General features: G+C 66.4%; 12 protein-coding genes and 1 pseudogene. 8 read left to right on the plus strand and 5 right to left on the minus strand.

Annotation, left to right across the window (positions count from 1 at the left end; all coding sequences use genetic code 11):
* Positions 1-82 precede the first annotated feature (82 nt).
* Genes ADT71_RS20535 through ADT71_RS20545 form a run of 3 tightly spaced genes read right to left on the minus strand, consistent with a single transcriptional unit; the run spans position 83 to position 3968 of the window.
* The gene (locus ADT71_RS20535) at positions 83-478 is read right to left on the minus strand and encodes a YdbL family protein (RefSeq protein ID WP_054439792.1); all 396 of its coding nucleotides are present in this window, start codon (positions 476-478) and stop codon (positions 83-85) included.
* Positions 478-765 (minus strand): YnbE family lipoprotein, encoded by a 288-nt coding sequence (locus tag ADT71_RS20540; RefSeq protein WP_054439794.1) that lies wholly within the window; start codon positions 763-765, stop codon positions 478-480. The genes ADT71_RS20535 and ADT71_RS20540 overlap by 1 nt, the downstream gene beginning before the upstream one ends.
* Positions 762-3968 (minus strand): YdbH domain-containing protein, encoded by a 3207-nt coding sequence (locus ADT71_RS20545; RefSeq protein WP_054439887.1) that lies wholly within the window; start codon positions 3966-3968, stop codon positions 762-764. The genes ADT71_RS20540 and ADT71_RS20545 overlap by 4 nt, the downstream gene beginning before the upstream one ends.
* A 53-nt stretch (positions 3969-4021) precedes the next feature.
* Here ADT71_RS20545 and radC point away from each other — a divergent pair.
* The 3 genes and pseudogenes from radC to ADT71_RS20560 all read left to right on the plus strand — a co-directional run bounded on the left by radC (position 4022) and on the right by ADT71_RS20560 (position 6717).
* Positions 4022-4791: pseudogene (gene radC / locus ADT71_RS20550) on the plus strand (DNA repair protein RadC).
* A 2-nt stretch (positions 4792-4793) separates the two neighbouring features.
* Positions 4794-5543: an NRDE family protein gene (locus ADT71_RS20555; protein WP_054439797.1), complete on the plus strand. Its 750-nt coding sequence runs from the start codon at positions 4794-4796 to the stop codon at positions 5541-5543.
* Between the two features lie 112 nt (positions 5544-5655).
* Positions 5656-6717 carry an endonuclease/exonuclease/phosphatase family protein gene (locus tag ADT71_RS20560; RefSeq protein ID WP_231636065.1) on the plus strand — a complete coding sequence of 354 codons (1062 nt, stop codon included), beginning with the start codon at positions 5656-5658 and terminating at the stop codon, positions 6715-6717.
* Between the two features lie 39 nt (positions 6718-6756).
* Here the strand turns inward: ADT71_RS20560 and ADT71_RS20565 are convergent, their stop codons facing one another.
* The gene (locus tag ADT71_RS20565) at positions 6757-7776 is read right to left on the minus strand and encodes an alpha/beta fold hydrolase (protein WP_054439799.1); all 1020 of its coding nucleotides are present in this window, start codon (positions 7774-7776) and stop codon (positions 6757-6759) included.
* Positions 7777-8101: 325 nt separating this feature from the next.
* On the opposite strand from ADT71_RS20565, the gene purB reads away from it, so the two are divergent.
* The 4 genes from purB to ADT71_RS20585 all read left to right on the plus strand — a co-directional run bounded on the left by purB (position 8102) and on the right by ADT71_RS20585 (position 11429).
* On the plus strand, positions 8102-9415 hold the full coding sequence (purB, locus tag ADT71_RS20570; protein ID WP_054439801.1) for an adenylosuccinate lyase: 1314 nt from the start codon (positions 8102-8104) through the stop codon (positions 9413-9415).
* A gap of 90 nt (positions 9416-9505) precedes the next feature.
* Positions 9506-9841, plus strand: a complete 336-nt coding sequence (locus ADT71_RS20575) for a LapA family protein (protein WP_054439803.1) — start codon at positions 9506-9508, stop codon at positions 9839-9841.
* A 4-nt stretch (positions 9842-9845) separates the two neighbouring features.
* On the plus strand, positions 9846-10523 hold the full coding sequence (gene pyrF / locus ADT71_RS20580; RefSeq protein WP_054439805.1) for an orotidine-5'-phosphate decarboxylase: 678 nt from the start codon (positions 9846-9848) through the stop codon (positions 10521-10523).
* A 177-nt stretch (positions 10524-10700) separates the two neighbouring features.
* Positions 10701-11429 (plus strand): SIMPL domain-containing protein, encoded by a 729-nt coding sequence (locus ADT71_RS20585; protein WP_231636066.1) that lies wholly within the window; start codon positions 10701-10703, stop codon positions 11427-11429.
* A 54-nt stretch (positions 11430-11483) separates the two neighbouring features.
* On the opposite strand, the gene ADT71_RS20590 is transcribed toward ADT71_RS20585, so the two are convergent.
* Complete coding sequence (locus tag ADT71_RS20590) at positions 11484-11906, minus strand: DUF4019 domain-containing protein (protein WP_054439892.1); 423 nt, start codon at positions 11904-11906, stop codon at positions 11484-11486.
* Positions 11907-11955: 49 nt separating this feature from the next.
* On the opposite strand from ADT71_RS20590, the gene ADT71_RS20595 reads away from it, so the two are divergent.
* Positions 11956-12597, plus strand: coding sequence for a phosphoribosylanthranilate isomerase (locus ADT71_RS20595; RefSeq protein ID WP_054439807.1), 642 nt, complete (start codon positions 11956-11958; stop codon positions 12595-12597).
* The last annotated feature ends 42 nt before the right edge of the window (positions 12598-12639 follow it).

The raw sequence follows: 12639 nt of genomic DNA on the forward strand, positions 1-12639 counted from the left end.
GACATACGAAAAAGGGCGACCGGAAAACCGGCCGCCCTTTCAATGTTCATTAGACGCTGTCGATATCAGCGCCAGCCCGATATCAGGGGCAGCGTGCATCGCGCTCCGGCGCTCCGGCGCCGCGAACCTTCCACGAACCATCGGGGGCCTGATACTTTTCGCCCGGCTGGGTCTGCGAGATCAGGCGGCATGCCGTGGCAAAGGCATATTCCTCGATCGTGCTCTTGCCCGCGGCCTTTTCGGTGTAGATCGCGCGCCGCTTGTTGTTGAGGTCACGAACCATGGCGCGGATATCGGCGGAAGGCGCTCCGATCACGCCGAGATAACCGTCCTTCTGTTCGCCCACCTGCCCTGCGGCACGGGCTGCGGCATAGGCCGGGTCGCGCCCTTCCTGCGCCAGCGCGCCGCTACCGGCACCAAGTGCCAGCGCAATCGCACCCAGATAGGCGACGGGACTGCTGAAACGGATCTTGCTCATCAGAATACGCCTTCGTTTTCCTTGATCGTGTTCTCCGCGTCCTGGGAGAGACGATAGATAACTTCCTGCCTGATGTTGATGTTGAGTTCGATCACGATCGGCTTGTCGGGCGCGCTCACATTCACGCATCCGCCCAGCATCGATCCCAGACCCATCACCACCATCAGGGCGCGAACGGCGCGCCTGCCGGACCGAAAGGGAACCTGCTGCGGGTTGTGGAGTGCCTGGCTCATCATCGCCGGACTTGTCGCAGCCGGAGTGCTTCCGGTCAATTCCAGGGCCTTCATGGATTATTCTCGCTGACTGGAGGCTGAATGGTGGCTGGGGCGGGACGAGTTGAACCGGGATCGCCCGTCGGGACCTGCCCCGGCACCGTGCTGAAGATGCCGACCGCACGCGGATCGGTGACGTAAGTGGGATCGTAAAGCGAACGCATCGAGCCGAAGAGCTTGAAGAACGGCGCCTTGATCTTGACGACGAAGCGGATCGGCAGCTTCGCGATCTGCTTGGTGATGAAGTTTCGCTGCGCACTGGTTCCCTGGCTGAGCCCGTCGAAACTGATGCGCGTGAGAAGTTCGCCCGAGATCGAGCCGCCCAGCCCGATCTCCATGTGCCTGTAGTCCACCGACTTGAGCGCACCGAAGGCGAAATTGCCCATCGCCGAAAGGTCCTTGTAGGTCAGCGCGCCCAGATAACTGACATTGCCGCCCGGATCGCGCGAGGCGAGGTAGCCATCGACGATGCGCCCGCCCTGCTCATCGAACACCAGCGGCACTTCGCCATCGAAGACGCCGGTGGCATTGATGTTGGTGAGTTCGAGGTGCTGAACAAAGGTCGCCGCGTCGAGCCCGCTGACGTTGAGCTTGTAGTGCCGTGTTTCCGAGGCGCCGATGCGCATCGTCGCCGGGTCCAGCGTCAGCGTGCCCGACATGAACGGCCAGCGTGCTCCGTTCAGGCGCAGCAGGTAGCCGGGCTCCATCTGGAACGACAGCTCCCCATCGGTCACTTCCACGCCGGGATTGATCGAGGCGATCTTCAGCTTCTGGTCTGGCGCAGTGACGAAGCCGAGCAGGTCCGTGAACGCGATATCCCCGCTCAATCCCTTCACCGGACCGAACGCCGCCGCAAAATCGAGGCCGTCGGTGGCGAAGCGCCCGTGGCTGGTCACGCCCTGCCCGTTCCAGTCGATCCGTCCGGTGCCGTGGACGCTGCCTTCCAGGTTCGAGACGATGCCCAGCAGCAAAGGCGAGAGCGTTTCGGCCTGGACCTGCTTGTCGAACGTGATCCCGGAGACCGCGAGGTCGGCATGGCCGCTCGCCTTGCCGAGATCGTGGACCACGTCGGCGCGGACCATTTCACGGTCGCTGGTGGGCTCCCGCAGCACGGCCTGGGCGGTAATGACGTTGTTTTCCAGCCTCAGCGTTCCGTCGCGGGCGACGAGAGGCTGGAAGCGCGGCGCCTGCTGGCGATCGACCAGGGTGAAGCGGGCCTTGTCGATGGCGAGCACGCCCCCCGAATAGCGCCAGTTGCCCGCGGTCTGCTTGAGGTCGAGCGGGACGGCGGCGAGCGAAATGTCCGCTTCATCGAACGCCCCGCCGATATCCTTGCCCACTTGCGCATCCAGCGTGGCGAGGCGGAACCGCGATGGCGCCTCCCGCGGACCGAGGCTGACATCGACCGCCTTCGCGGTCAGCGCGCCGGGCCTGCCGGCGAACTGCGCGTAGCCGAGCGGACCGCTGGCAACGCGAATCGGGGTTTCGCCGAGGTGCCCGGACACGTCGAGCGCCGGAACGCCTGCGGCGATGTCGAACCCGCCTGCATGGCTGCGCAGGATCGAACCGCCGCGCGCCGGGCAGACCTGCAGGCTGCGCCTGTCGAGCGTGAGATTTGCAAAAGCAAGCCGCCCGAAGCCGATCGTCGTGCATCGCGGCCAGACCGCAAGCGTGCCGTCCGCGCCCCAGCGCCCGTCGATCGGCAAGACCAGATCCTGCGCCGCGCCGCCGGGCAAGGCACCGGAAAGGCGCGTTTCGCCGGTGAAGCTCATCGTGCCGTCAGGCGTCTGGCTCAGCGCGAAATGCGGCAGGGCCACGCGGGAATCGCCGGCGCGGTATTCCGGCATCTCGACCTGCAGCGCGAGATGGCCGCGTGCATCGCTTTCCATCCGCCCGGAAACTTGCGGCAATCCCTGCCCGCCGCTTGCGAAATTGCCGGTGACCACGGGGCGGCGGTCGTTCGCCCCGAATTTCGCCTGCAGGCGGGACAGCGCCAGCAACGAGGCACCGCTGGCCCCGCGCCAATGGCCGCGCGGCACCACCAGGCTGAACCCGTCCTCGCCGCGCCTCAGGATGAGGTTTGCGTCAAGCGTACTGCCCCGCGTCTCACGGGCCAGCGCAGAGCGGACCTGCGTGGCGACCGGCGCGGCGAGCGTGCCCTCCCCGGCGCGCGCCGCCTGGACCAGCATGGCATCAACCGATTCGCCGATGGAGACGCCCTTGCCCGTCACGTCTCCGTCGAGATCGAATCGCGCAAGACCGTTTGCGGAGCGCAGGCTTCCATCGAACGCCAGTTCCCCCAGCCGCGCCTGCGGCGTAGCGAGGCCTTTCGCCTCCACGCGGAACTGAGCGGTGAGCGCCTGCCTGCGATAGGTGAAACGTCCCGAGCCGGTCAGGCCCTCCAGCCGGTTGGCCGCGAAGCCTGTCTCGCCGGCGTCTAGACCGATCCTGCCCTCGCCGCCGTCGAGCAACCGGTCGAGCGTCACGTCGAGCTGCGCGCCGCTCTTTGCCACCCGAAGCGACTGCTTCGGGCAGGCCAGACCGTCGAGCCGCAGCGGGCCGGTGAAGCGGGGCTTGCCGCCGGAGATGCGGACCCTGCCATAGAGCGTGGTCCGCCCCGCCTCGCAGCCTTGCGCGGCAAGATGCAGAGAAAGGGCCGCGAGTTCGCCGTCGAACCCGCCGCGCAGCCCGCCTTTTCCGGCCAGCCTGGCAGCGATGCGGCCATAGTCGCTCTCGATCAGGGCGCGCCCGTCCTCCACCGCCACGTCGAGGTCGGGCAAGGCGTAGTCCTTGCTCGGCTCACCCGCGTTCAGCACTTTGTCGAGCGTGCCCAGGCTGAACCTGCCGCCGTGAAGGGTGCCGAAAAGGCGCGGGCGAACCACGGTGATTCGCCCGATGCCCGGCCAACCCCAGTTCAGCCGCGTGGTGACGCGGATTTCCTCGACGGTGAGGTCCGGCCGGCGGGGATCGCCGATCACGAGATTGCGCACGACCTGTTCGGAAGGACCGATGTTGACGATCTCGTAAGTGGCAGGAAGCCCCAGCTTGGCAAGCTCGCCGGAGATCAGGTTTTCGGCGATGTCCTCGCGCCAGAACCATGTGCCGGCCAGCCCGAGCGCGGCGCCCGTCAGCAGGACGAGTGCAAACGCCCTCCGGCGCTTGCGGCGCGGCGGGGGCGTTTCCGCCGGAGCGGTGGCTGGGTCATGCTCCTGAGGCATCCGGTCCTTCACTTGCGCTTGGCGTCCGGGAAAGGCAATTGTCTGTGCACGTTATGCCCGATCACGACAGTCTCTTCGATGAACCCGCCGAAAACTCCGGCCCGGATGCCGGTGGGGTTTCGGGTGCCCGGGATGGGCGCGCCGCGCAGACGGGGAACGATCCCAGCGGCCACCGGGCCCGGTTGCGCAAGCGGCTGGTCGAAGGTGGGGCGGAAGCTCTGGGGGATCACGAGGTCATAGAACTCCTGCTGATGCAGGCCGTTCCCCGGCGCGACATGAAACCCCTCGCCCGCAGCCTGATCCATCGCTTCGGCTCGCTGGCGGCGTGCTGCAGGCGGATCCGCGCGCGCTGGCCGGCCACCCCGGCATGGGCGAGGCGGCCGTGGCCGCGCTGCGGGTGGTCACTGTCGCGGCGACCCGCCTCGCCCGCCAGAAAGTGCGCGAAACACCGGTGATCGGCTCGTGGCAGGCTTTGATAGACTATCTGACGATCGACATGGCGCACCTCACGCGTGAGCGCGTGCGCGTGCTCTATCTCAATTCGAAGAACATGCTGATCCTCGACGACCTCGTGGGCGACGGTTCGATCGACGAAGCCGCCATCCATCCGCGGGAGGTGATTCGCCGTGCGCTGGACATTGGGGCAACGGCGCTGATTCTCGTTCACAACCACCCTTCCGGCTCGCCCCAGCCCAGCCGCGCCGACATCGAGGTCACCAACCGCATCGCCGAGGCCGGACGGCTGCTCGGCATCTCGGTGCACGACCATGTCATCATCGGCCGGGAAGGTCATACGAGCCTCAGGGCCAAGGGACTGATCTGACGATGTGCGTTGCCGCCGTGGCATGGCAGGCCCACCCGGAATGGCCGCTCGTGGTTGCCGGCAACCGGGACGAGTTCCACACCCGCCCCACCGCCCCGCTCGCGCGCTGGGGTGACGGAAGCGGCATCATCGCCGGACGGGACCTGCTGGGCGGGGGCACCTGGCTAGGCCTCACCGAAGGCGAAACGGCAAGGACGAACCGATTCGTCCTCGTGACCAATTACCGGGTGCCGGAAGGCTCCGTGCCCGGCAGGCCTTCACGCGGAAAGCTTGTCACCGATCTGCTCGAAGGCCGCCGGTCCGAACCGGTCGAATCGATGAACCCCTTCAACCTCGTCGAAGTGGCGGCGGGCGAGGCGCGTTTCCTGACCAACCACCCCGCCCCCGAATCACGCCCGCTCCTGCCGGGCATCCATGGCCTTTCGAACGGCGGGTTCGACGTGCCCTGGCCCAAGACGCTCCAGGTCGAGCAGTCGATTGCCACCTGGCTGGCCCAGGGCGATGCTAACCCTGCAGACCTGCTCGCCGCACTGCGCGCCGAAACCCCGGACCCACGACTCGCCATTTCCGAAGACGGCCCGGAGCCGCGCTTCGCCCCGGTCTTCATTCGCGATCCCCTCTACGGCACGCGGTGCAGCACGGTGCTGGCCGTACAGCGCGGCGGCAAGGGCACGATCGTGGAGCGCAGCTTCGCCCCGGACGGCACCACCTCCGGTGAAGTGTGCATGGAGTTCCAGTGGCCCACCGCCTGACCGCGCCGCCATGGACTTGCGATCTCGCAGGACTTAGGTCGCTGGCATGTATTTCCGCAAACGGATGAATGGTGGACCTGCTCTTTCCCGAAGCGCTGCGGGAATCGGCCTCATGCTGCTGGTCGCCGGCTGCAACACGATGGCGCCCCCTTCGGCGCAAGTGCCATGCAGCGCCGTCCAGCCGCCCCCGATCACGCTGCTCGACGACGGGCAAACGGCCACCGCGACACTTTCGGTGCTGACTTACAATATGGAAGGCCTCTCCTGGCCCGCGCGGAGCGGCCGGGGGCCGTCCCTCTCGCAGATCGGCCAACGCCTTTCCGCCATGCGCGCTGCCGGAACCGCCCCCGACGTGGTGCTGTTCCAGGAGATGTTCAGCGATGCCGCCAAGCGGGCGGTCGCATCCACCGGGTACCCCGCAATCCACTCCGGCCCGCACCGCACCACCCGCGCCCGCGGCTCCACCAGGCAGAAGCTGCCGGGCAACTCCAATCTCCAGCGCGGCGAGATCGGCATTCATTTCTTCGGCAGCGGCCTTGCCATCGCCTCGCGCTACGCGATCGTCGATACCGCGCGGCGCGCCTATGGGCGCAAATCCTGCGCCGGGTTCGACTGCCTCGCCAACAAGGGCATCGCACTGGCGCGAATCGAGATTCCCGGCGTGCCCACGCTGATCGACATCTACGATACGCACATGAATTCGCGCGGGGCCTCCCGGGCCCCGGCCGCGCGGAATCTCGCAGCGCATGACCGGCAGGCGCTCGAAGCCTCCGAGTTCATCGACCGGACTCACGATGACGCAACGCCGCTGATCTTCGGGGGCGATTTCAACATGCGCCATTCGGAACAGCGCTGGGAGAACTTCTCCCGCTATCAGTCGCTCGATCTCGTCCATCGCATCTGCGCCGAGCCTGCTTCCGGATGCGACGTGCGCATGTCATGGGATGGCGACGAACCGTGGATGGACACGCAGGACCTGCAGTTCCTGTGGAGCGGAGACAGCGTCCGGATCCGCCCGATCCGGGTGGAGGCCCTGTTTGACGGACGCCCGGAAAGCCCCAGGCTATCGGACCATGACGGCTTTCTCGTCACTTACGAACTGCGCTGGAAGGCCTCGGCCACCCCTGCACCGGCGTGCCGCCGGAACCCCGGCGCCCTGCCGCCGAGCCCGTAACAGCCCACGCGTCTTTCCTCTCCGGTCGATATCCGGCCTTCACGGCGCCGGGGCGCTCAGCACGTCCAGCAATTTCGCGCCGAACACCTCCGGCGCTTCCACTTGCGGCGAATGGCCGAAGTCCGGCAGTTCGACGATGCGCGCGGACGGCATCGCCGCAGCCGCCTGAGGGGCAATCGCCGGAATCGGCTTCAGCTTCGCGCGCACCTCGGCCGGGGCCTGTCCCTTGCCGAACACCGTCGTGTCCTTCATCCCGATCATCAGCGTGACGGGAACGGCGAGGCGGCCGAACTCGTGCGAAACCGGCTGGGTCAGGATCATCTCGGCGGTCTTGGCCTGTGCCAGTTCGGCGGCATCGTTGTCCGGCGTGGCATATTGGCCCGCCAGCATCGCGACCCAGCGGTCGTAGGCAGGCTTCCACTCACCATGGTAATAAGTATCGAGCTGGTACTGCCGCATTTCGGCATATCCCTTGGCCTTCTCGGCAGCGAGCAGCTTGTCGAGCGGGACATAGGGCACGCCCTCCTCCATGCGATCGACAAGGCCAAGCGGGTTCACCAGCACGAGCCGCTGCACCGCGCCGGGATACATCAGCGCGAAACGCAGGCCAAGCATGCCACCGGTCGAATGGCCGAGGATGATCGCCTTCTCCAGCCCGACTTTCTCCATCAGCCGGTGCGTCGCATCGGCCATCATCGCGAAACTGTACTGCGCGGAGGCAGGCTTCGACGATTTGCAGAAGCCGAGCTGGTCGGGGATCAACACCCGGTAGCCCGCGCCGAGCAGGGTGCGGGCGGTATCCTCCCACGTCGCACCGCAGAAGTTCTTGCCGTGGAGCAGGACGACGGCCTGCCCGTTGGGCTGGTCCGGCTGCACGTCCATATAGGCCATCGAGGCGCTTTCGGCGCCGACCTTCAGCTCCATGCGCTCGACCTTCCAGGGATAGGGGAAGCGTTCGAGATCGGTGCCGAATTCCTCCAGCTTCGTTTCCTCCGCCTGGGCCGCGGGCGTGCCCAGAATGAAGGCGGTGGCGAGAAAAATCGAAAGCGCACGTCGCATCGCTTGTTCTTCCTGTTGTGACGAGGAGCCGCGAAAAGCTGTCCTCTCGATAGCGCATCTCGTTGAACATGGCTCCTTGAAGCCGGAAAAATCGTTTCCTCGCAAAGGTTGCGGAGCGCTTCGATAACCGTCCCGAACACCGCCCAGGCCGTGCAAACCTTGCACGCCCGCGCCGGAACGGCCGCGATCCGGCCTCAGGATTGCGAGAAGCGGGCCCACGCGCCCTTGCCTTTATCGCAAGCCCGCCCTAGCGGCTCTGGCGCAAGAGGCCCGGTCAGCCTGCCAGCGCAGCCCCGGTCGAGTCAGGTCACTCAAGGAGTCGAACATGGTCCCCCGTTACGCCCGCCCCGCAATGACCGCGATCTGGGAACCCGAAGCCCGCTACCGCATCTGGTTCGAGATCGAGGCGCACGCCGCCGTGAAGATGGGCGAGATGGGCACCGTGCCCGAGAGCGCCGGCAAGGCCCTGTGGGACTGGTGGGCCACCAACCCGACCATCGACGTCGCCGCGATCGACGCCATCGAGGCCGTGACCAAGCATGACGTGATCGCCTTCCTTGACTGGGTAGCCCAGCAGGTCGGGCCCGAAGCGCGCTTCATGCACCAGGGCATGACCAGCTCCGACGTGCTCGACACCACGCTGAACGTCCAGCTCGTCAAGGCCGCGGACATCCTGCTCGAAGACCTCGACGCCCTGCTGGCCGCGATCAAGCGCCGCGCCGAAGAGCACAAGTACACCCCGACCATCGGCCGCAGCCACGGCATCCACGCCGAGCCGGTGACTTTCGGCCTCAAGATGGCCGAAGCCTATGCCGAATTCTCGCGCTGCAAGACGCGCCTGCTCGCCGCCCGCGAGGAAGTCGCCACTTGCGCGATCTCGGGCGCCGTGGGCACGTTCGCCAACGTCGATCCGGCCGTGGAAGACTATGTGGCCGACAAGCTCGGCCTCGCGGTCGAGCCGGTCTCGACGCAGGTCATCCCGCGCGATCGCCACGCCATGTTCTTCGCCGTGCTGGGCGTGATCGCCAGCTCGATCGAACGCCTCGCCATCGAAGTCCGCCACCTTCAGCGCACCGAAGTGCTTGAGGCGGAAGAATACTTCTCTCCCGGCCAGAAGGGCTCGTCGGCCATGCCGCACAAGCGCAACCCGGTGCTGACCGAAAACCTCACCGGCCTTGCCCGCGTCGTACGCTCGGCGGTGGTCCCGGCGATGGAAAACGTGGCACTCTGGCACGAGCGCGACATCTCGCACTCCTCGGTCGAACGCTTCATCGGCCCCGACGCGACCATCACCCTCGACTTCGCACTGGCCCGCCTCACCGGCGTGATCGACAAGCTGCTCGTCTATCCCGAGCGCATGCAGAAGAACCTCGACCGCATGGGCGGCCTCGTCCACTCGCAGCGCGTGCTGCTGGCGCTGACGCAGGCGGGCCTGACGCGCGACCAGTCGTATCGCCTGGTTCAGCGCAATGCGATGAAGGTGTGGGAATCGGACGGTCAGCTCTCGCTGCTCGAACTTCTCAAGGCGGATGAGGAAGTCACCGCCGCGCTGCCGGTCGAAGTGATCGAGGACAAGTTCAACCTCGACTATCACTTCAAGCAGGTCGACACGATCTTCGCGCGCGTTTTCGGGAACTAAGCTTCCAGCCGACACTTCCCATGCCTCGCAATCGCGCTTAGCATCGAGCGCGATTGCGAAGGTCTTGGTACACGAATTGCCGGAGGGAACATGCAGATAGTCCGCACGGTGCTGTGGATTGCGATCACCGCGATCCTGGTCGCTTTCATAGCCATGAACTGGACGAAGGTCCCGGTGAACTTCTGGCCGCTCGACGATGCCAATTACGTTCATTTCGAATGGCCGGTCGGCGTCGTGGCGCTGGTCTTCTTCGGCCTCGGCATGGCCCCGGTGTGGCTCTACCTGCGCGCGATGCGCTGGCGGCTCCAGCGCCGCATCGCCAGCCTGGAAAACTCGCTGCGCGCCAACAGCGTGCCGTCGGCCGTCGCTTCCCCGACCACCGTCGAAACACCCCTCTCCACCCCAGAACCCTCGCCGGAACCTTGAGAACATGAACAGCAATCCCGTCTATCTCGCCCTCGACCTGCCCCGCCTAGACGCCGCAGAGGCGCTGGCGCGAAAGGTTTCCGGGCACATCGGCGGGATCAAGCTCGGTCTCGAATTCTTCTGCGCCCACGGCCATCACGGCGTGCACGAACTGCACAAGCTCGGCCTGCCGATCTTTCTCGACCTCAAGCTGCACGACATTCCGAACACCGTGGCCGGCGCCATGCAGGCGATCCACGTGCTCGAACCGTCGATCGTCACCATCCACGCCGCCGGTGGCCGCGCCATGATGGAAGACGCCAAGGCCGCTGCCGGAGAGAACTGCAAGGTCGTGGCGGTCACCGTGCTGACCAGCCTCGATGGCGGCGACCTGAACGCCATCGGCGTCAACGCCGAACCGCACGAACAGGCCCTGCGCCTGGCGGATCTTGCCCATTCTGCCGGGCTCGACGGCATCGTCTGCTCGGGCCACGAAGTCGCCGCCGTCCATCAGCAGTGGAAGGACGGCTACTTCGTCGTCCCCGGCCTGCGCCCGGACGATGGCCGCAATGGCGACCAGAAGCGCACCATGACCCCGCGCGCCGCGCGCGATGCCGGCGCCAGCGTACTTGTCGTCGGCCGCCCGATCAGCCGCGCCGAAGACCCCCTCGCCGCCGCGCGCGCGATCGAGGCCACACTCTGAACTGAAATCCGCTGCCGGCGGTTGTTCGCGTCACCGGCCCGTTCGGGCCGGTGCGACCCCGCGTGGAACACAAACCTTTCATAGCGCAAAATGCACGGTTCAGCGCCGGGCAACCTCTCGCCAGCCAGATCGTTGATCCGGCCAATGAATGGCCAAATGGATAGAGAGTGCGACCTCATGAAATCCCTGAACCTGCTTGCCGTTACCACTGCCGCCCTGGCATCGACGATGGCGGTTCCCGCCGTTGCCCAGGACTCCGGCATGATCCCCGCCATCGCCGCGGGCCACACGCTGCTGACGATCAACGCACAAGGCTCTTCCACCCGCACGCCTGACATGGCGGGCTTCTCGGCGGGCGTCACCACGCAGGGCGCCACCGCCAGCGAAGCGCTGAACAGCAATTCGACGCGGATGAGCCAGGTCATCGCCTCGCTCAAGCGTGCAGGCGTTGCCGACAAGGACATCCAGACCAGCAGTCTCAGCGTCAACCCGGTCTATGCGCAGCCCAAGCGCCAGCCTGACGGATCCTATGTCGACGGCCCGCGCGAGATCGTCGGTTACGAGGCCGGCAACACCGTCAGCGTTCGCCAGCGCAAGCTCGACGATATGGGCAAGGTGATCGACGCGCTGGTCAAGGCCGGCGCGAATCAGGTCAACGGCCCCAACTTCATGCTCTCCCAGCCCGACGCCGCGCAGAACGAGGCGCGAGTCGCCGCGATCAAGGACGCGCGCGCACGGGCCGATCTCTATGCCGGCGCCACCGGCCTGCGGGGTGGCCCCGCATCATTTCCATCAGCGAGAGCGGCGGTTATTCGCCGTCACCGATCATGTACCGCGCCAAGGCTGCCATGGATTCCGTGGCCGCCGCTCCCCCGGTCGCCGCAGGCGAACTGGAAACCAACGTGAACGTCACGGTGCAGTTCGAACTCGCCCCCTGATCCCCCCTCTGGCAGCCCCCGGTCAGTTCAGCATCATATCCTGCGAATCGATGTTGTAGCCCACCAGGGTCATTCCGCCTCCGTCACCCTTGCGATAGACAAACTGCTCGACCCCGGAGCCATGCTCGAAGGTCGTCTGGTACGTGAGGGTGACGAAGCTGCCGCCGGTGGTGGCATTGGCATTCCAGCCGACCTGCTTCGCTTCGCGGACCTTGCCCAGCTTGCGATGCACGGCATCGAGGAACTTCTCGAACTGCGGGCGCTGAGTCGTCTCGCGCAATTGCGGATCGGCCTTGGTCCAGATCTGCTGCCACTGCCCGGCATCGAGCGCCTGATGGAACTTGCCGACTTCGATCTCGGCATCCTTGAACGACTCCTTCACCCCGCAGCCTCCCAGCATTGCAGCGGCGGCAAATGGCATTAGATAGCGGCCCAGTCGGTTCATCATCGGTCCCCCTTCACATCGGGGACACAATCTAGGCCAGAAAAGCGACATGCCAACTGCGGCGATCAAGATCTGCGGGATAAGCACGCCCGAAGCGCTCGAAGCGGCGATCCGCGCGCGGGCGGCCCACGCCGGCTTCGTGTTCTTTCCCAGAAGCCCCCGGAACGTCACGCCCGCGCAGGCTGCCCTGCTTTCGCAGCAGGCCGGAAACCGCATCGGCAAGGTCGGGCTGTTCGTCGATGCCGATGACGCGGCGATCGCCGAAGCCGTGGCCGGCGCCCGCCTCGATGCACTCCAGCTTCATGGCAGTGAAAGCCCCGAACGCGCCGCGCAATTGCGAGATCGCTTCGGGATAGCGGTGTGGAAAGCCCTGTCCGTGGCCACCGCCGAAGATGCCGCCAGGGCCGCAGCCTATGCCGGTGCCGTGGATCTCGTGCTGTTCGACGCCAAGACGCCCAAGGGCTCGCTGCCGGGCGGAATGGGCCTCAGCTTCGACTGGAGCCTGGTGGCGGACTGGCAGGGGCCGGTCCCCTGGGGCCTCGCTGGCGGCCTTACGCCGGACAACGTCGCTCAGGCCATCAGGATGACCCGCACGCCGCTGGTCGATACGTCCTCGGGCGTGGAAAGCGCGCCGGGCGTAAAGGACCTCGACCGGATCGATGCCTTCGCCCGCGCCGTGCGCGGCGCCTGAGCAGCCGCGGCCTGACCCAAAGAGAAAGGGCGGCCCCTCATA

It is taken from the genome of Novosphingobium sp. ST904, from assembly GCF_001298105.1.
In the GTDB taxonomy this organism is placed as follows: Bacteria; Pseudomonadota; Alphaproteobacteria; order Sphingomonadales; family Sphingomonadaceae; genus Novosphingobium.